This is a genomic window from Pseudomonas benzenivorans (genome assembly GCF_024397895.1).
GTDB classification, from domain to species: Bacteria; Pseudomonadota; Gammaproteobacteria; order Pseudomonadales; family Pseudomonadaceae; genus Aquipseudomonas; species Aquipseudomonas benzenivorans_A.
Map to the genome: position 1 here is coordinate 2,515,375 of NZ_CP073346.1, position 18,557 is coordinate 2,533,931.

An 18,557-nucleotide genomic window follows, 5' to 3' on the forward strand; every position below is an offset into this window, starting at 1 on the left:
GGCTGGTTTGCCCTCGTCGGCCGCGCCCCCTAGAATGCCGCGATGCAAAATGACCCCGAACTCCTGATCGCTTCCCTCAATGACGCCCAGCGTCAGGCCGTGGCCGCCCGTCTGGGCCGGCAACTGGTACTGGCCGGCGCCGGTTCCGGTAAAACCCGCGTGCTGGTGCACCGCATCGCCTGGCTGATCCAGATCGAGCGCGCCTCGCCACACAGCATCCTGTCGGTGACCTTCACCAACAAGGCCGCCGCCGAGATGCGCGCGCGCATCGAGCAGATGCTCGGGATGAACCCGGCCGGCATGTGGGTCGGCACCTTCCACGGCCTGGCCCATCGCCTGCTGCGTGCCCACTGGCAGGAGGCCGGACTGGCCGAGAACTTCCAGATCCTCGACTCCGACGACCAGCAGCGTCTGGTCAAGCGGGTGATCCGCGAACTGGGCCTGGACGAGCAGCGCTGGCCGGCGCGCCAGGCCCAGTGGTTCATCAACGGGCAGAAAGACGAGGGCCTGCGGCCGAACAACATCCAGCCCGGCGGCGACCTGTTTCTGGCCACCATGCTGAAGATCTACGAGGCCTACGAGGCCGCCTGCGCCCGCGCCGGGGTGATCGACTTCTCCGAGCTGCTGCTGCGGGCGCTGGACCTGTGGCGCGACAAGCCCGGCCTGCTCGAACACTACCAGCGGCGCTTCCGCCATATCCTGGTCGACGAGTTCCAGGACACCAACGCCGTGCAGTACGCCTGGCTGCGCCTGCTGGCCAAGGGCGGCGACAGCCTGATGGTGGTGGGCGACGACGACCAGTCGATCTACGGCTGGCGCGGCGCGCGGATCGAGAACATCCAGCAGTTCTCCGACGACTTCAAGGACGCCGAGGTGATCCGCCTGGAGCAGAACTACCGCTCCACCGCCGGCATCCTCAAGGCCGCCAACGCGCTGATCGCCAACAACCAGGGACGCCTGGGCAAGGAACTCTGGACCGAGGGCGGCGACGGCGAGCCGATCAGCCTGTATTCGGCGTTCAACGAACACGACGAGGCGCGTTATGTGGTCGAGTCGATCGAGGACGCCCTGCGCAAGGAAGGGCTCAAGCGCAGCGAGATCGCCATCCTCTACCGCTCCAACGCCCAGTCGCGGGTACTGGAAGAGGCCCTGCTGCGCGAGAAGATTCCCTACCGCATCTACGGCGGCCAGCGCTTCTTCGAACGCGCCGAGATCAAGAACGCCATGGCCTACCTGCGCCTGCTCGACGGCCGCGGCAACGACGCGGCGCTCGAAAGGGTGGTCAACGTGCCGGCGCGCGGCATCGGCGAGAAGACCGTCGAGGCGATCCGTGAGTACGCCCGCGGCCATGACGTCTCCATGTGGGAGGCGGTGCGCCTGATGCTGGCGGGCAAGGCCCTGCCCGGCCGCGCCGCCGGCGCCCTGGCCGGCTTCGTCGAGCTGATCGACAACCTCGCCGCCAAGGTGCTGAGCATGCCGCTGCACCTGATGACCCAGACGGTCATCGAGCAGAGTGGGCTGATCGCCTACCACAAGGCGGAGAAGGGCGAGAAGGCCCAGGCGCGCATCGAGAACCTGGAGGAACTGGTCAGCGCCGCACGGGCCTTCGAGAACGACGAAGACGACGAGCTGACGCCGCTGCAGGCCTTCCTCAGCCACGCCTCGCTGGAAGCCGGCGACACCCAGGCCGCGGAGAACGAAGACAGCATCCAGCTGATGACCCTGCACAGCGCCAAGGGCCTGGAGTTCCCCCAGGTGTTCCTGGTCGGCATGGAAGAGGGCCTGTTCCCGCACAAGATGAGCCTGGAGGAGCCCGGCCGCCTGGAAGAGGAACGCCGCCTGGCCTACGTCGGCATCACCCGCGCCATGCACAAGCTGGTCATCACCTACGCCGAGACCCGCCGCCTGTACGGCAGCGAGACCTACAACAAGGTGTCGCGCTTCGTGCGCGAAGTCCCACCGCAACTGATTCAGGAAGTGCGCCTGTCCAACAGCGTCAGCCGTCCGCTGAGCTCGGGCAACCGGAACATGAGCGGCGCCAGCATGTTCGCCGGCAGCGCCGTACCGGACACCGCCTTCAGCCTCGGCCAGCGGGTGCAGCACTCGTTGTTCGGCGAAGGCACCATCCTCAACTTCGAAGGCGCCGGCGCCCAGGCACGGGTGCAGGTGAACTTTGAAAGTGAAGGCAGCAAGTGGCTGATGCTCAGCTACGCCAAGCTGGAAGCGCTTTAACAAGACCAACAACCACACCACTGCGCAATTGGGGAGATTCTCGATGAACCGCCGTTTCCTGTTCGGCACCGCCGCGGCCCTGCTGGCCGCCATCGGCCTGGCCGGCTGCAAGGACGACAAAGTCAGCACTGAGCAAGCCGCGACCGAGCAAGCACAACGCTATGAATGGAAGATGGTCACCGCCTGGCCGAAGAACTTCCCCGGCCTGGGCACCGCCGCCGAGCGCCTGGCCGAGCGGGTCAGCGCCATGAGCGACGGCCGCCTGACCATCAAGGTCTATGCCGGCGGCGAGCTGGTGCCGCCGCTAGAGGTGTTCGATGCGGTGTCGCGCGGCACCGCCGAGATCGGCCATGGCGCCGCCTACTACTGGAAGGGCAAGGTGGCGGCGGCGCAGTTCTTCACCGCCGTGCCGTTCGGCCTGTCCACTCCGGAAATGAACGCCTGGCTGAGCAAGGGCGGCGGCCAGGCCCTGTGGGACGAGGCCTACGCCCCCCATGGCGTGAAACCCCTGGCAGTGGGCAACACCGGCATGCAGATGGGCGGCTGGTACAACAAGGAAATCAACTCCCTGGATGACCTCAAGGGCCTGAAGATCCGCATGCCGGGCCTCGGCGGCGAGGTGCTCGGCCGCCTCGGCGCGACCACCGTCAACCTGCCCGGCGGCGAGATATTCACCGCCCTGCAGACCAACGCGATCGACGCCACCGACTGGGTCAGCCCCTACAACGACCTGGCCTTCGGCCTGCACAAGGCGGCCAAGTTCTACTACTACCCCGGCTGGCAGGAGCCCCAGGCGGTGCTCGAGCTGCTGATCAACCAGAAGGCCCTCGACAGCCTGCCGGCCGACCTGCAGGCGATCCTCACCGAGGCGGCCCGCGCGGCCAACCAGGACATGATGGACGACTACGTCTACCACAACGCCCTGGCCCTGGATCAGCTCAAGCAGCAGGGCACCCTGCTCAAGCGCTTCCCCGACGAGGTCCTGCAGGCCATGCAGCTCCAGGCCGAGGTGGTACTCGGCGAGCTGGCCGCACAGAGCGAGCTGAACGGCCGTATCTGGGCGTCGATGAAGGCCTTCCAGGCCCAGGTCAGCCAGATGCACCAGCTGTCCGAGAAGGAGCTGTACAACTGGCGTTGAGCGCCCCCTGCCTCACCACGGAAACGGAGCCTGCGGGCTCCGTTTGTCGTTTCCGCCCAGCCCCTGCGTGCACGCGGCCCATACTCGAACCGAGGTGAGCCGATGAAAAAAACCAGTATCACAGCGCCGAAGATCCTCGACGCCGCGCTCGAACTGGCCGATGTCTGCGGCTGGGAGCGTCTGCACCTGTTCGATGTGGCCGAGCATCTGGGCGTTGGCCTGGACAGCATCGCCGCGCACTATCGGGAAAAGGATCAGCTGGTAGAAGCCTGGTTCGACCGCGCCGATCACGCCTTGCTGAGCCGGGCGACAGCCGCCGACCTGCTGACTTTGGACCCGGCCAAGCGCCTGGAAGAACTGCTGATCGCCTGGTTCGACTGCCTGGCCGGCCACCGCGCGGTCACCGGGCAGATGCTGCTGTACAAGCTCGAACCGGGACACGTGCACCTGCAGCTGGCCGGCCTGCTGCGGGTCAGCCGCACGGTACAGTGGTGGCGCGAGGCGGCGCAGCGTGGGTCCATTCACCTGCACCGGATCGCCGAAGAAAGCCTGCTCAGCGGCGCCTACCTGCGCTGCGTGCTGCACTGGCTGCGGCATCCCGACGAAGAACCCGCCGAGTTCCGCGCCTACCTGCGCCGGCAACTGCGCTGCGGCCCGCTGCTGGTATTGCTGCGACGCTGAGCGCGACCGGAAACCGACGAGCGGGACGGCCCGTTTGTCCGCCCGGGCCCGTGGCTGAATGCCCTGGCCATGTCCTTTCAAACGCAGGCCCTGGGGCGGCAGGCAGGGCTTCTTCGCAACCATGGAATGGCGCACCGGCACTGGCCACGCTCCGGCTGCAAAGCAAAAGTCCGATACATTCTGCGGCTGGCCTTCCTCGCCCAAGCCGTGCAAGATGCGGCGCAGCGTTCCAACCACCAAGAGACGACCGAACATGCAGCGTTTCCTCAGCATTGCCCTGGCCATGTGCCTGAGCCTGGGCCTAACCATGAGTTTCGAAGCCGAAGCCAAGCGTCTGGGCGGCGGCAAATCCTTCGGTTCTGCGCCGAGCCATCAGACCCGCCAGACGCCGGCCCAGAATCAGCCCGCCGCCACCGCGCCGACCGCCGGTCGTCAGCCCGCCGCCGCCAGCGGCGCTTCGCGCTGGCTCGGCCCTTTGGCCGGCCTGGCCGCCGGTGGCCTGCTGGCCTCCATGTTCATGGGTGACGGCTTCGAGGGCCTGCAGATCATGGACATGCTGATCTTCGGCCTGATCGCCTTCCTGCTGTTCCGCTTCCTCGCCTCGCGGCGCAAGAGCCAGCCGGCCATGGCCGGCGGCGCGCCGTACCAGCGGGAAGTCCCGGCGGCAGCCAATCCGGTGTTCGGCAGCAGCGCCGGCGCGGCCATCAAGCCGGTGATCAACGCCCCGGCCTGGTTCAACGAGCAGAGCTTCGTCAGCGCCGGCCGCGAGCACTTCCTCAGCCTGCAGCAGCACTGGGACGCCGACGAGATGGACAAGATCGCCGAGTTCGTCACCCCGCAGCTGCTGGACTTCCTCAAGCGTGAGCGCGCCGAGCTGGGCGACGGCTTCCAGTCCACCTACATCGACAATCTCGACGTGCAGCTCGATGGCGTCGACGACATGAGCGACAAGACCGTGGCCACCCTCACCTTCAGCGGCGTGTCGAAGACCTCGCGCTTCGACCAGGGCGAAGCCTTCAGCGAAAGCTGGCGCCTGGAGCGTGCAGTCGGTGACAACCAGCCCTGGCTGGTGGCGGGCATCCGTCAGAACTGATCGGTTCTACCGCGCACTCCGAACCCCAGGCTTGCCTGGGGTTTTTTATGCCTGCGCCGCAGCACCGAGCAGAGGCTTCAGCGCCGCCCACCGCCTTGTTTGCCGCAGCGGTGACGCTGGCGACAGGCGATGGAGCGGCGCCAGTAGTAGACCGGTGGCCGCGCCCGCTCAGGTTTGCGGACACAGCTCGCAGACTTCGGCACGGGGCACCAGCTTGAGAAACTGTTCGGTGCTCATGTGCACCAGGCTCTCGTGATCGCCGGCCTCGAAGTAGATGTCCTGTTGACGGGTGAGCAGCGGGTCGACCCGCATGTTCATCCCGTAGGGCTCGCCGACCGCCGGTACGGCACCGAGCTCGCAGTCCTTGAACAGACTGGCGATGTCCGATTCGCTGCTCAGTTGCCAGAGTTCGTCACCCTTGCAGACCATGCTCATGTCCAGGTGGCGATTGGCCGGCACCACGGCCATCAGGTAATGCCCCTTGCGGTCGTCGAGGATCACCGACTTGGCCAGGCGTTCGGCCGGCACGCTGGCGACCCGCGCCGATTCCAGGCTGCTCTCCGAATGCGGGTGAGGGACGATATCGAATTGAATCTGCGCGCGCTCCAGGCTGCGCTGTACTGTTGCTGCCATATGCATGATGCACCTCCGGTCAAGGCCCGCGCTGCGGACCGCGGATAAGCGTCCAACTCATGCTTGAATTCTAGTCGCCGGGACCAGGCCGGCAGGACCACTTGATGCTAGCAAGGGCCGCTAACAGCAGTTCCGGGCCTATACGACCGTTCGCGGCGAGCGAGCCCAAGCAGCGGATTGAGCCTGGATGCGACACGGCTTTTTGCTCCTGGCACCGGCTGCTGTATAAAGCCCATCTCACTGCATGAGGGCCTGTTACCGTGGAAGAAGTCATCGATCAGCTGCGCGAATTGAACGAACCGGTGCCGGTGCCGCTGGAGCTGCCGGACGAGGAGACCCTGGTGGAGATCCAGGAGCAGATCCTTATCCACCTGCCGTTCGCATTGCGCGAGTTCCTGCTGACCGTCAGCGACGTCGTCTACGGCCGCCTCGAGCCGGTGACCGCCGCCGACCCGCAGTCCCACACCTACCTGCCGGAGGTGGCCTCGGTAGCCTGGTCCCTCGGCGTGCCGCGCGAGTATGTGCCGCTGTGCGAGGACCAGGGCAACTACTACGTGGTGGAAGAAGACGGCACCGTGCTGCTCTGGGAAGCCGACACCGAAGAGATCAACGAGGACGAATCCTGGGAGTCGGTGTGGCACTGGGTGCGCGACGTCTGGCTGGAGAGCTGAGCGGCAAAGCCCACTGGGCAGGCCGACGCTGCCCCCCCGCGGCCACCCGCCTTGACACCCGGGCGATCGCCTGTGGATGATGTGTAAAAAATCGAACGCATCGTTCAACAAACAACGCCATCATTCAGCGAATCCGCTGCGGCTTGCGCGCAGGGCTCACCGAGGTGCGCCGAGTTCGACTTCGTCCGCCTCGGCCTGCAAAGCGACAGCCGTTACCTACACTGGATACACCACCGCCCCTGGAGGACCACCCCATGAGCACGCCCGTCATCCTCATCACCGGCGCCGCCGGCGGCCTCGGCCGCGCCATCGCCAAGCGCTTCTCCCAGAGTCACTGGCGGGTCACGGCCACCGATGTCGACAAGGGTGGCCTGCATGCGCTCAACGGTCAGGTGCCGCTGGATTTCAGCAGCACCGCCGACCTGCGCAGCGCCGAGAACTGCCATGAGCTGATCGCCAAGGTGATGGCCAGCACCGGACGCCTGGACGCGGTGGTCAATGCCGCCGGGGTGTGGCGCGAGGGGCCGGTTGAGCAGTTCAGCGAAGAGGACTTCGACCTGGTCATGGGGGTCAACCTGAAGGCCGCCTTCTATCTCAGTCAGGCGGCCATCCCGCACCTCAAGGAGTTCCGCGGCTGTATCGTCAATATCGCCAGCGATGCCGGGCGCCAGGCCTATCGCGGGTCGGCCGCCTACTGCGCGAGCAAGGCGGCCCTGGTGATGCTGAGCAAGACCCTGGCCCTGGAGCTGGCCGAGCACGGGGTGCGGGTCAACGCGGTATCGCCCGGCGACATCGCCACGCCGATGCTCGACTACCAGGCCGAGCGTTACGGCAAGGGCAACCCGACGGCCTACAAGCGCGAGCTGCTCAACCTCTACCCGCAAGGCCGCGGGGCGCGCTTCCTGCGCCCGGAGGAAGTGGCGGAAATGGTCTGGTACCTGTGCCAGCCCCATGCCGAGGCGATCACCGGCGCCGATCTGGCGATCGACTTCGGGCTCTCCGCCGGCAAGTAGCCGTGGCGCCAGCCCGCCGGGCTGGGACGACTCAGGCGTGACCCAGCGTCCGCCTGAGTCGTTCTGATCACCATGTCCCTTCTACAGCCATACAGAGCCCCACCATGGAACCCGGAAACGCCCAGCTGTCGATGACCGTACTGATGACCCCGGATATGGCCAACTTCTCCGGCAACGTGCACGGCGGCACCCTGCTCAAGTACCTCGACGAGGTCGCCTACGCCTGCGCCAGCCGCTATGCCGGCTGTTACGTGGTGACCCTGTCGGTTGACCAGGTGACCTTTCGCGAACCCATCCACGTCGGCGAGCTGGTGACCTTCCACGCCTCGGTCAACTACACCGGCCGCAGTTCCATGGAGATCGGCATCAAGGTGGTCACGGAGAATATCCGCGAGCGTTCGGTGCGCCATACCAACAGCTGCTTCTTCACCATGGTCGCGGTCGACGAAAAAGGACGGCCCACGCCGGTGCCGCTGCGCCAGCCGCAGACGGCCGAGGAGAAACGCCGCTTCGCCCAGGGGCAGCAGCGCCGGGCGATCCGCCAGGAACTGGAACAGCGCTACCAGGAGCTCAAGGGCGAGGACTGAGACAGCAGCCAAGACAGCGCCCCGGCCCCCTGGCAGAATGCGAGTTCACCCCCGGCCGGCTCAAGCGGCTGCTTGGAGTTCCCTATGCTGACCCTCGGCAATATTTTCGTCCTGATGCTGCTGGCCACCGCCGGCGCCTGGCTGTGGCACGCCCACGGCTTGCGCGAGCGGGCCCTGGCCCTGGTCAAGCAGCACTGCGCGAAGGCCGAGGTCGAGCTGCTCGACGGCAACGTCGCCCTGCGCAAGATCACCCTGCTGGCCGACGCCCGCGGCCGCAAGCGCCTGGCGCGGGTTTATGGCTTCGAGTTCACCGTCACCGGCGAACAGCGCCATGTCGGCAGCATCGTGATGTTCGGCCAGCACCTGGGCCGCATCGAGCTGGCTCCCCATCCGTTCAGCGCACCACCGCCCGACACGGCGCGGGTGATCGACCTGGAGCGCTGGCGCCACGGGCGCGACCAGTGACTGGAGCCCAAGGCCCTAGAGCAGCTTGAACAGCCGCAGGCTGGCCTTGCCCAGTTCGATGCGCTTGGGCAGGTCCGCCTCACCGTGGGTGTCGATATTCAGGGCAAAGCTGTAGCGCTTGCCCTGCTGCTCCACCCAGCCGACCCACCAGCCGACATCGGGGTCGCCGGACGTGGCCCAACCGGTCTTGCCGTACAGGCGCCAACCCGGCCCCTGCTCGAGCAGGCTGATGTCCCGCACTTGTGCCTGGATGGCTGGGGTAACGGGCAGCCCGTCCTGGACCAGGCGGGCAAGGAAGCGGGTCTGCTCCACCGCACTGATGGCCAGCGGCCCGCGCAACCAGAACTGATCGACCTGGCTGCCTATCTGGCCATTGCCATAGTCCAACGCACCGACCCGGCCGCGCATGCGCGACAGGCCGATGCGTCGCGCCAGTGCCTGGTAGACCGACACGTTGGAGACCTTGAGCGCCTCGCGCAGGCCCATGTCCTTCTCCCAGCTCTTGAGGAACTTGGGCTTGCCGTCGTAAGGAAAGACCTCGTCCACACTGCTGACCGCGCCGGTATCCAGGCCAATCAGGGTATGGGCAAGCTTGAAGGTCGAGGCCGGGCTGTAACGGGTCAGCGCACGCTGACGGTTGTGCCCTTGCCACCGCTCGCTGCCGACTTCATGGAGTACGAAGGTGCCGGTCACCCCGGCGCGGGCAAACGCCTCGGCGACCGCCGGACTGTCCCGCCAGTCAATGGCCTGAACCTGGCCGGCAAGCACCAGCAGTAAGCCGCAAATTATCCGTTTCATCAGCACGTCCTTTCGTTTGGGTCCAGGGCTAGACAGCGCCTGCCCGGCCCGGTTCCGCACAGCTGACGTCGCGGCGTGCCGTGCTTATCCCTCCGCCCGGAGAAACGCCCTTACCCGCTCGGCGCTTTCCTCCGGCTGCTCCTGCATGAAGCAGTGGCCGCCGTGGACCACCTGGGCATGCACATGAGCATTGCTCGCGCACCAGCGCGCCACCGACTTGGCGACAAAGGGATAGCTGCCCTGGCCATAGAGCACCTGGGTCGGCGTCACCACCTTGGCCAGCGACGGCCACAGGCGCTTGGGGAAGGAGGCGAAGATATCCGCCTCGCGGCTCGGCCGGCATTTCAGCTCGACGCCCTCCTCGGTGTCGCGCAGGGCATGGTTGAGATAGGCCTCGAACGCCGCCTCGGTCCAGCCGCGGAACATGCCGCGGCCATGCAGGGCGGCATGGGCGGCGAGCCGATCGGGCCATTTCTGGCGCCGCTTGCGCGCCTTGCTTGCCAGGGTATTGCGCTGGCTCAGGCCGACCACGTCGGACAGCGCCATGACCCCGATCATCGCCGGGGTGAACAGCACCGGATCGAGCAGCACCGCACGCTGGAACAGCTGCGGTTGCTGGGCCAGCATCAGGGCGCTCAGCACTCCGCCGAAACTGTGGCCGACGGCGAAGGCTGGCACCCCGGCAAACCGCTCGCGACCCATGGCGAAGGCCTCCAGCGCCAGCTCGGCGCTGCGATTCCAGCCGTGGAAGCGGCCGCCGTGATCACTGTCGCCATGCCCCTGCACGTCGCACAGCCACAGGTCGAAGTCCTCGGCCAGGCACGCCAGCAACGGCTCATAGACCCGGCCGCAGTAGCCGTTGCCGTGCAGGAAGTGCAGCAGCGGCTTGCCCGAGGGCGGACTGTGCCAGCCGCGCAGGGTGAAACCGGCGGAACAGGCGTGGGACCAGGACTCTAGATGCATGGCGGATTTACGCGCGAGGAAGACGACGACGAAGCTTATCAGCCCTGACCAGGTGACTCGCCAGTTCTGCCGACAAACCGCTGCCTGACCGCCAGGTCGACCCCGCTAGAGCCTGCAGGCGCTTATGGCGAGGCGCAGCGCCTCGGCGTCCTGGGCCGCGTCGAAGATCAGCTCCAGCCGCGAATCCTTGCGCCAGGGACTGGCCTGCCAGCGCAGCGGCTGGCCGGCCAGGGCGTTGGCCGAGCACCAGCCTTGATCGCTGTGCAGCACCAGCTTGGCGCGCTGCCACGGCAGGGATTCGAGCCAGTGCTGCACGCGCTGCTGGGCGAAGCGCTGGCTTGGGTGCCAGGACCAGCCGATGCTCCAGCCTTCAGCCTGCGCCTGAACCTGGCAGATCGGATCGCTCGGCGAACGCCAGATGCTCGGCAGCGGCGCACGCGCCGTGGGCAGATCTGCCAGACCGTCGGCCGCCTCGGCCTGGCTGGCGTAGCCCGGCAGTTGCGTCAACGGCAACGCGGCCTGGCTGGTCCAGCACAGCGGCCGTGCGGGCAGCTTGGCCTGTACCCGCGCCTTGGCCGCCGGGTCCAGGCCCTCGGCCTTGTTCAGCAGCAAAAGTCCGGCGCTGCTCAGCGCCGCCTGCTGGCTGTCCGCCAGGGACTGTCCGGCGGCGAGCGCGGCGGCGTCCAGCACCAGCAGCGCCGGTTGCACCGCCAGCACCCCGGCCCAGGGCGGCTGGCGCAGCTGCTCCAGCAACTGCGCGGGGTGGCCGAGGCCGGAGGGCTCGATCAGCAGGCGCTGCGGCCGCGCCTTGCGCAGCAGGCGAGACAAACCGACCTGGAAAGGCACGCCGTTGACGCAGCACAGGCAGCCGCCGGCCACTTCGCCAAGCGCCACGCCCTGGGCGTCGGTCTCCAGCAGGGCGGCGTCCAGGCCGATCTGGCCGAATTCGTTGATCAGTACCGCCCAGCGCTCGTGCGCCGGCCGCTGCGCCAGCAGCTGACGGATCAGGCTGGTCTTGCCGGCGCCCAGGGGGCCGCCGATCAGGTGAGTCGGAATATTCTTCAACATGGCGCCATGGTGCGGTCAAAATTCCAGGAGGAGAAGCCCCGGCGCACGACGCAGACGCGGCAAAGGCGCCGTGCTAGAGTCGCCGGCATCTTTGTCGGGAGTTCATTCGATGCGTCGTCTAGCGCTGCTGAGTCTCTGCGCCCTGTCTTCCCTGGCCTGGGGCGAGGCCTGCGTCATTCACAGCCAGGCCGAGCGCCTGGACGTCAAGGTCTGCCAGCAGAACCGCAGCATCCCGCCACAACTGTTTCGCAACGGTTTCTGCCAGCCGCAGCTCAAGGGCCAGAAGGTCGAAGTGGCCTTCGTCGAGCAGTGCCCGATCGGCGCCTTCGGCGTCTGCCGCAGCGCCAAGGTGGGCGGCACCCCCTACCAGCAGGACATCCACTACTACGGCGTGGGCAGCGACGCCAGCTACCTCAAGCCCTTCTGCGAAGGGCAGAACAAGGGCGTGTGGATGGCCCGCTGACGGGCCGACCCGGCTACCCCAGCCAGTCCAGGGTCAGCAGCAGCCGGCGCTTGCCGCTGTGCGGTTGAGGCGAGCGATGAATCAGGCCAGCGCCTTCGTTACCCGACCACTTCTCGCCCTTGGCCAGCAACACATGCCCGGCCAAGCTGCTGTTGATCAGCGCCGGGTCCTGCGGTTCAGCCGCCGGTTCACCCAGGCGCTGGCGCACCATCGCCCCTTCGGCCAGCCACTGGCTGCCGGGGCCGGCATAGCTGGTGATCAACCGCACGGGCACCCGGTCGACGTGAAAGCGCGGGCACATCGGCCGATCCAGCACGCGCAGGCGCAGCCCGATACGCCTGGCCCCGAGCAGACAGGCGAAGGCGCTGACCAGCCAGCCAATATCGCTCAGACAGTCCTCCTGACCCGGGATATGGCGGTACTCGGCAAGCAAGCCGCTCAGATCGGCCGGGCTCTCCGCAGTCGCCAGCTCCACAATCAGGGTCTGCGCCAATGCATGCCCCTGGGCCAACAGCTGGGCGACGAATGCGTCGATCTGCGCCGGCAGGCGACGCTGCCAGATCGCCAGGTTGACCTCCTCACGCAGGATTTCGGTGAACACCTCCAACTGCTCGCCGAGCACCTGGACGGGCGGCTGCCGATATTGGAGCGCATGCATCAGGCCGCGTCCTCCTCGACCCAGGCGCCGAACGGGTCAGCCAGGGCCGCCCAGCCAGACTCGCCCATGGCCATCTCCGCGTCGTCGAGCAGACAGGCATCCAGCTCGGCATGCAGCCGAGCGAAATCGATGCGCTGACCGATAAACACCAGCTCCTGGCGGCAGTCGCCGACGTCGGCCTGCCAGCTCCGCTCGATCGCCTGCCGCCCCTCGTCATCCTGGGGCCACTGGTTTCTCGGCACAAAGCGCCACCAGCGCCCGGCCAAGCCATGGCGCATCAGGCCGCCGGCCTGGGACCAGCTGCCGGCTTCCCGGTGTTTGCTGGCCATCCAGAAAAACCCCTTGGAACGCAGCAAGCGGCCATTCACCCAGTCCCTGGCGATGAAGTCGAAGAAACGCTGCGGATGGAAAGGCCTGCGCGCGCGATAGACGCCGGAGGCGATGCCGTACTCCTCGGACTCCGGCACGTGCTCGCCGCGCAGCTCCTTGAGCCAGCCAGGGGCCTGTGCCGCGCGCTCGAAATCGAAGCGGCCGGTGTCGAGGATCTTGTCCAGCGCGATCTGGCCCATGCTGATCGGCAGGATCTCGGCGTGGGTGTTGAGTCCCCGCAGAATCGCCGTCAGCTCCTCGCGCTCGGTCTGGCTGATCAGGTCGATCTTGCTGATCAGGATCACATCGGCGAACTCCACCTGCTCGATCAGCAGGTCGGTGATCGAGCGCTGGTCCTCTTCGCCCAGGGTTTCGCCGCGGCTGGACAGGTCCTCGGCGGCATGGAAATCCCGGAGGAAGTTGACCCCGTCGACCACGGTGACCAGGGTGTCCAGACGTGCCAGATCGGCCAGACTCTGGCCCTGCTCGTCTCTAAAGGTGAAGGTCTCGGCCACCGGCAAGGGCTCGGAGATGCCGGTGGACTCGATCAGCAGGTAGTCGAAGCGACCCTCGCCGGCCAGGCGCGCGACCTCCTCGAGCAAGTCCTCGCGCAAGGTGCAACAGATGCAACCGTTGCTCATCTCCACCAGCCGTTCCTCGGCGCGATTGAGGCTGACATCGCGCTGAACCGCGCGGCCATCGATATTGATCTCGCTCATATCGTTGACGATCACCGCGACCTTCAATCCTTCGCGATTCTTCAGCACGTGGTTGAGCAGCGTGCTCTTGCCGGCGCCGAGGAAGCCGGAGAGTACGGTTACGGGTAGCCGATCAGGCATTGCACGGACTCCTGATGAGAGTGATGACGAACGAGCGGGAGAGTGGATCGTCATAATAAAGTTATAACATAACAATATCGCAAGATAGGGGTGAATTCCAGGCTTGTTGTCCCGGTCCCCACTGATGAATCGGCAGCGCTGGGCGGGTTCCACGTGGAACTGCCGGCCCGGCAGCCGTATTTCCCCCCCCCGGCCCACGGCGATGGGCGAGATCCGATGTTCTGCGATAGGCTGGTCATCCTGGCCCCGCAATACCCTGCCAGGCGCCACCCGCCGAGGGGGCGATGGATCGAGCCGCCGATAGACGACTGATCCTCTCGCCCACAGGCCACTGCCATGAGGACTCCATGCAGGTCGAACTGATCGAAATTCGCGACCACCTGAGCCGACACGCGCCCTTCGATGCGTTGCCGGAAGACACCGTCGACGATATCGCCCGCCAGGTGGAAGTCGGCTACTTCAAGGCCGGCAGCGACATCCTCAGCTACGGCGCGCCGATCGAGGATTTGCATTACATCCGCAGCGGTGCGGTGGAGATCTACCGGCGCAACGGCGAACTCTACAACCGCCTGGCCGAGGGCGAGGTCTTCGGCCAGTTCGGCCTGCTGCGCGGGCACAAGGTACGCCTGCCGGCGCGCGCCATCGAGGACAGCCTGATCTACTTCATCCCCGGCGCCATGTTCGAGCAGCTCTGCGAGGCGAATGACGCCTTCGCCGACTTCGTCGAGGCCGAGGGCGTGTCACGCCTCAAGCCGCGCGAGGCGCCCCAGGGCAACGCCACCGAACTGATGAGCACCGAGGTGCGCAAGCTGATCACACGCCGCACCGTCAGCGTGCCATTGGGCACCTCGGTGCAGGACGCCGCGCGGATGATGACCGAGCACAGCGTGTCGTCCCTGGTGATATTCGGCACCAAGGCCGCCGGCGACAGCGGTCCGACCCAGATCATGGCCGGCATCACCACCGACCGCGACCTGCGCACCCGGGTGCTGGCCGAGGGCCTGGCCCTGGACACGCCGGTGGACCAGGTGATGTCACCCAATCCGATCACCATCCAGGCCGAGGATTCGGTGTTCGAGGCGATGCTGTGCATGCTGCGCAACAATATCCATCACCTGCCGGTGGTGCACCGCCAGCGGCCGGTCGGGGTGATCAACCTCTCCGACATCATCCGCTACGAATCCCAGAGCAGCCTGTACCTGGTCAACAACATCTTCAACCGCCAGTCGGTGGCGGAGCTGCAGGGGCTGTTGCCGGACCTGCGCGCGACCTTCCTGCGCCTGGTCAACGAACAGGCCAACGCCCACATGATCGGCAGCGCCATGTCCGGCATCGGCCGCAGCCTGACCCAGCGCCTGCTCGAACTGGCCGAGCAGGAACTCGGCCCGCCGCCTATACCCTACTGTTTCCTGGCGCTGGGCTCGATGGCCCGGGATGAGCAGCTGATCGTCACCGACCAGGACAACGCCCTGGTGCTGGACAACCGCTTCGATCCGCGGGTGCACGACGAGTACTTCCTCAAGCTGGCGACCTTCGTCAGCGACGGCCTGGCGGCCTGTGGCCACACCTACTGCAAGGGCGGCATCATGGCCACCAACCCCAAATGGCGGCAGCCGCTGCGGGTGTGGAAGGGCTATTTCACCCAGTGGATCGAGCGCCCCAACCCGGAAACCCTGCTCAACGCCTGCATCTTCTTCGATCTGGACAGTGTCTATGGCGAAGCGCCGCTGGCCGAGAGCCTGAAGGCACTGCTGGCGGAAAAGGCCAGCAACAGCCCAATGTTCCTCGCCAGCCTGGCGCGCAACGCGCTGAACCGCACGCCACCCCTGGGATTCTTCCGCACCTTCGTGATGGAAAAGGACGGTCAGCAGAACAACATCATCAACCTCAAGGGCCGCGGCACCGCGCCGTTGACCGACCTGATCCGCGTGCATGCCCTGGCCTGTGGCTCCAAGGCGCAGAATTCCCTGGAGCGCCTGGATGCCATCGGCGAAACCAAGCTGCTCACAGAGGAGGCCATCACCCAGCTGCGCTATGCCCTGGAGTTCCTCTCCATCGTACGCATTCGCCACCAGGCCATGGACCTCCAGGAAGGCCGCGAGCCGGACAACTACATCGAGCCGGAGCACATCTCCGCCGCCGATCGGCACAGCCTCAAATCGGCCTTCCAGGTGCTGAGCAATGCGCAGAAGTTCCTGCGCTTCCGCTATCCGGGGCAAGAATCGGGGCGACCGCTATGAGCCTGCCCGGCGCCCTGCGCAGGGAAGCCAAGTCGGCGGTACACGACTGGCCAGGCATTCTCAGGGATCTTGCGGCCAAGACCAGCGATCAGCGGCTATCGCGCTTCTATCAAGCCGGAACCGTGAGCGCCGACACGCCACTGGAGCAGGTGCCCCTGCTGGCTCTCGACGTGGAGACCACCGGCCTGGACAGCCAGCGCGACTCGATCGTCAGCCTCGGCCTGGTGCCCTTCAACCTGCGGCGCATCCGCTGCGGCGAGGCCAAATACTGGGTGGTCAAGCCGGTGTGCGAATTGAGCAGCCAGTCGGTGACCTTCCACCACATCACCCACTCGGACATCCAGGATGCACCGCCATTGGCCAGCGTGTTCGACGAACTGCTGGCCGCCATGGCCGGCAAGGTGGTGGTGGTGCACTACCGGCGCATCGAGCGCGGCTTTCTCGATCACGCCATGCGCCAACTGGTCGGCGAAGGTCTGCACTTTCCGCTGATCGATACCATGCAACTGGAGGCCCGCCTGCACCAGGGCAAACACCGGCCCGGCTGGCTGGGCCGGCTTATGGGCAAGAAACCGGTGTCGATCCGCCTGGCCGACAGCCGCCTGCGCTATGGACTGCCCCTCTACCATGCCCACCACGCCCTGACCGACGCCCTGGCCACCGCCGAACTGCTGCAGGCCCAGGTGGCCCGCCTCGACGCCGAGCAGATGGCGGTCGGCGAACTCTGGCAATAAAAAAGGCGCGCCCGCTAGCGGGCACGCCCTTTTCCACAACAGCCTGTCTGCGCGACCCGCTTAGCGCGGTTCGGACATCAGGCCCTTGACGATCGCCACACAGCCCACCAGCAACACGATGGTGAACGGGAAGCCGGCGGACACCGCCATCGCCTGCAGGGCCACCAGGCCGCCACCGAGCAACAGGGCAATCGCCACCACGCCCTCGAGAATCGCCCAGAAGGCACGCTGCGGTACCGGCGCGTTGACCTTGCCGCCGGCGGTGATGGTGTCGATCACCAGGGAACCGGAGTCCGACGAGGTGACGAAGAACACGATCACCAGCACGATGCCGACGAAGGAGCTGATCTCGGTCAGCGGCAGTTCACCGAACATGGCGAACATCTTCAGCTCAAGGGCGGCATCCTGCACCCCGGTGAAGCCGTCACCGAGCAGTTGGTTGAGCGCCGTGCCGCCGAAGGCGGTCATCCACAGCACCGAGACCAACGAGGGCACCAGCAACACGGCGATGAGGAACTCGCGCACGCTGCGGCCGCGGCTGACTCGGGCGATGAACATGCCGACGAACGGCGACCAACTGATCCACCAGGCCCAGTAGAAGGCGGTCCAGCCCTGGCTGAAGTTGGCATCTTCACGACCGAAGGGATTGGACAGTGCCGGCAGGTTGACCAGGTAGCTACCCAGGTTGCTGAAGAAACCCGTGAGGATCGCCAGGGTCGGGCCGACCACGATGATGAACACCAACAACAGCGCCGCCAGCACCATGTTGATCTCCGACAGGCGCTTGACCCCCTTGTCCAGACCCGCCATCACCGAGATCAGGGCGATCACGGTGATGCCCACCACCAGCAACACCATGCTGGTGTCGTTGGATGGAATACCGAAGAGGTACTCAATACCGGCCGACGCCTGCTGCGCGCCGATGCCAAGGGAGGTGGCCAGACCGAACAGGGTCGCGAGCACAGCCAGGATATCGATGATGTGCCCCGGCCAACCCCAGACCCGCTCACCGAGCAGCGGATAGAAGATCGAGCGGATGCTCAGCGGCAAGCCCTTGTTGAAGGAGAACAGCGCCAGGGACAACGCGACGATGGCGTAGATCGCCCAAGGGTGCAGGCCCCAGTGGAAGATGGTCGCCGCCATACTCAGGCTGGCAGCCGCCTCGGCATCACCGGCGGCAGCGCCCAGCGGCGCCCAGTCGGTGCGTACACCGTCCTCGCCGATGCTGGTTCCGCCCATGGCCGAGCCGTAGTGCGACATCGGCTCGGCGACGCCGTAGAACATCAGGCCGATGCCCATACCGGCGGCGAACAGCATGGCGAACCAACCGGTGTAGGTGTAGTCCGGCGTAGCTTCCTTGCCGCCAATGCGCACTCTGCCCAGGGGCGAGAAGATCAGCCCGACGCACAGCAGCACGAAGATGTTCGCCGAACCGATGAAGAACCAGGCCAGGTTGCTGGTCAGCCAGTTGCGCACGGCGGTGAACAGTGGCTCGACCTCGCTCTGCAAGGCCAGGGTCAGCACCACGAACAGCACGCTGAGCAGCGCCGAGATGGTGAACACCTTGCCATGGATGTCCAGGTTGAAGAGGAAGCGCCCCTTGATGTTGTCCTGGCCGATGACGTAGTCGGTGTCGATCAGGTTCGCTGCCCCGGTTGGGGCCGGGATGCTATCCACGCTGTCCGTTGGCGGGGCCGTGCCCTGCGCAGGATCTTTTGCCATGTGACGTGCTCCTTTATTGTTTGACTTGCAGATAGACGCAGACAGAAGCCTGCGCCCTGCATGTTTCGACCGATTTTCAACTCGGTTAACGACAAGCGTAACAGGCCAATCGACAACCTGCCGCCCCGAACGCGGCGCGTCCCTAGGCGAGGGCGTCATAACTTGTCGCCTCAGCCCTGGTTGATGCCAC

At 66.2% G+C, this 18,557-nt stretch carries 18 protein-coding genes; 11 read left to right on the forward strand and 7 right to left on the reverse strand.

The genetic code is table 11. The features are described 5' to 3' along the window. Window positions 1–42 precede the first annotated feature (42 nt). From uvrD to KDW96_RS11775, 4 genes are all read left to right on the forward strand, one after another. Window positions 43–2,232, forward strand: coding sequence for a DNA helicase II (gene uvrD, locus KDW96_RS11760; RefSeq protein ID WP_255836440.1), 2,190 nt, complete (start codon window positions 43–45; stop codon window positions 2,230–2,232). Between the two features lie 43 nt (window positions 2,233–2,275). Beyond that, window positions 2,276–3,370 (forward strand): TRAP transporter substrate-binding protein, encoded by a 1,095-nt coding sequence (locus KDW96_RS11765; protein ID WP_255836441.1) that lies wholly within the window; start codon window positions 2,276–2,278, stop codon window positions 3,368–3,370. Between the two features lie 102 nt (window positions 3,371–3,472). Beyond that, entirely contained in the window at window positions 3,473–4,051 is a 579-nt protein-coding gene (locus KDW96_RS11770) for a TetR/AcrR family transcriptional regulator (RefSeq protein ID WP_255836442.1), read from the forward strand. A gap of 253 nt (window positions 4,052–4,304) precedes the next feature. Further along, on the forward strand, window positions 4,305–5,144 hold the full coding sequence (locus KDW96_RS11775; RefSeq protein WP_255836443.1) for a Tim44 domain-containing protein: 840 nt from the start codon (window positions 4,305–4,307) through the stop codon (window positions 5,142–5,144). Between the two features lie 168 nt (window positions 5,145–5,312). Here KDW96_RS11775 and KDW96_RS11780 read toward each other — a convergent pair whose 3' ends face one another. Next, window positions 5,313–5,783 (reverse strand): aminoacyl-tRNA deacylase, encoded by a 471-nt coding sequence (locus tag KDW96_RS11780; protein WP_255836444.1) that lies wholly within the window; start codon window positions 5,781–5,783, stop codon window positions 5,313–5,315. A 254-nt stretch (window positions 5,784–6,037) separates the two neighbouring features. Between KDW96_RS11780 and KDW96_RS11785 the strand changes: the two genes are divergently transcribed. The 4 genes from KDW96_RS11785 (at window position 6,038) to KDW96_RS11800 (ending at window position 8,513) form a co-directional block, all read left to right on the forward strand. Further along, the gene (locus tag KDW96_RS11785) at window positions 6,038–6,448 is read left to right on the forward strand and encodes an SMI1/KNR4 family protein (RefSeq protein WP_255836445.1); all 411 of its coding nucleotides are present in this window, start codon (window positions 6,038–6,040) and stop codon (window positions 6,446–6,448) included. Between the two features lie 254 nt (window positions 6,449–6,702). Then, a complete protein-coding gene (locus tag KDW96_RS11790) occupies window positions 6,703–7,461 on the forward strand; it encodes an SDR family NAD(P)-dependent oxidoreductase (RefSeq protein ID WP_255836446.1) in 759 nt (252 codons plus the stop codon). A 104-nt stretch (window positions 7,462–7,565) separates the two neighbouring features. Beyond that, window positions 7,566–8,048, forward strand: coding sequence for an acyl-CoA thioesterase (locus KDW96_RS11795; RefSeq protein ID WP_255836447.1), 483 nt, complete (start codon window positions 7,566–7,568; stop codon window positions 8,046–8,048). An 84-nt stretch (window positions 8,049–8,132) separates the two neighbouring features. After that, window positions 8,133–8,513, forward strand: coding sequence for a DUF3301 domain-containing protein (locus tag KDW96_RS11800; RefSeq protein ID WP_255836448.1), 381 nt, complete (start codon window positions 8,133–8,135; stop codon window positions 8,511–8,513). 15 nt (window positions 8,514–8,528) lie between these two features. Here the strand turns inward: KDW96_RS11800 and blaOXA are convergent, their stop codons facing one another. From blaOXA to KDW96_RS11815, 3 genes are all read right to left on the reverse strand, one after another. Further along, window positions 8,529–9,311: a class D beta-lactamase gene (blaOXA, locus tag KDW96_RS11805; protein ID WP_255836449.1), complete on the reverse strand. Its 783-nt coding sequence runs from the start codon at window positions 9,309–9,311 to the stop codon at window positions 8,529–8,531. A gap of 84 nt (window positions 9,312–9,395) precedes the next feature. Next, window positions 9,396–10,274 (reverse strand): alpha/beta fold hydrolase, encoded by an 879-nt coding sequence (locus KDW96_RS11810; RefSeq protein WP_255836450.1) that lies wholly within the window; start codon window positions 10,272–10,274, stop codon window positions 9,396–9,398. Window positions 10,275–10,379: 105 nt separating this feature from the next. After that, window positions 10,380–11,342 carry a CobW family GTP-binding protein gene (locus KDW96_RS11815; protein ID WP_255836451.1) on the reverse strand — a complete coding sequence of 321 codons (963 nt, stop codon included), beginning with the start codon at window positions 11,340–11,342 and terminating at the stop codon, window positions 10,380–10,382. A gap of 109 nt (window positions 11,343–11,451) precedes the next feature. Between KDW96_RS11815 and KDW96_RS11820 the strand changes: the two genes are divergently transcribed. Further along, entirely contained in the window at window positions 11,452–11,805 is a 354-nt protein-coding gene (locus KDW96_RS11820) for an NADH:ubiquinone oxidoreductase (RefSeq protein WP_255836452.1), read from the forward strand. A gap of 13 nt (window positions 11,806–11,818) precedes the next feature. Here the strand turns inward: KDW96_RS11820 and KDW96_RS11825 are convergent, their stop codons facing one another. Next, a complete protein-coding gene (locus KDW96_RS11825) occupies window positions 11,819–12,463 on the reverse strand; it encodes a DUF1826 domain-containing protein (RefSeq protein WP_255836453.1) in 645 nt (214 codons plus the stop codon). Further along, entirely contained in the window at window positions 12,463–13,671 is a 1,209-nt protein-coding gene (gene zigA, locus KDW96_RS11830; RefSeq protein WP_255836454.1) for a zinc metallochaperone GTPase ZigA, read from the reverse strand. The genes KDW96_RS11825 and zigA overlap by 1 nt, the downstream gene beginning before the upstream one ends. A gap of 347 nt (window positions 13,672–14,018) precedes the next feature. Between zigA and KDW96_RS11835 the strand changes: the two genes are divergently transcribed. Both KDW96_RS11835 and KDW96_RS11840 read left to right on the forward strand, forming a co-directional pair. Beyond that, the gene (locus tag KDW96_RS11835; RefSeq protein ID WP_255836455.1) at window positions 14,019–15,911 is read left to right on the forward strand and encodes a DUF294 nucleotidyltransferase-like domain-containing protein; all 1,893 of its coding nucleotides are present in this window, start codon (window positions 14,019–14,021) and stop codon (window positions 15,909–15,911) included. Continuing rightward, window positions 15,908–16,645 carry a 3'-5' exonuclease gene (locus KDW96_RS11840; RefSeq protein ID WP_255836456.1) on the forward strand — a complete coding sequence of 246 codons (738 nt, stop codon included), beginning with the start codon at window positions 15,908–15,910 and terminating at the stop codon, window positions 16,643–16,645. The genes KDW96_RS11835 and KDW96_RS11840 overlap by 4 nt, the downstream gene beginning before the upstream one ends. Before the next feature lie 60 nt (window positions 16,646–16,705). Here the strand turns inward: KDW96_RS11840 and KDW96_RS11845 are convergent, their stop codons facing one another. After that, window positions 16,706–18,367, reverse strand: a complete 1,662-nt coding sequence (locus tag KDW96_RS11845) for a BCCT family transporter (protein ID WP_255836457.1) — start codon at window positions 18,365–18,367, stop codon at window positions 16,706–16,708. Window positions 18,368–18,557 lie beyond the last annotated feature (190 nt).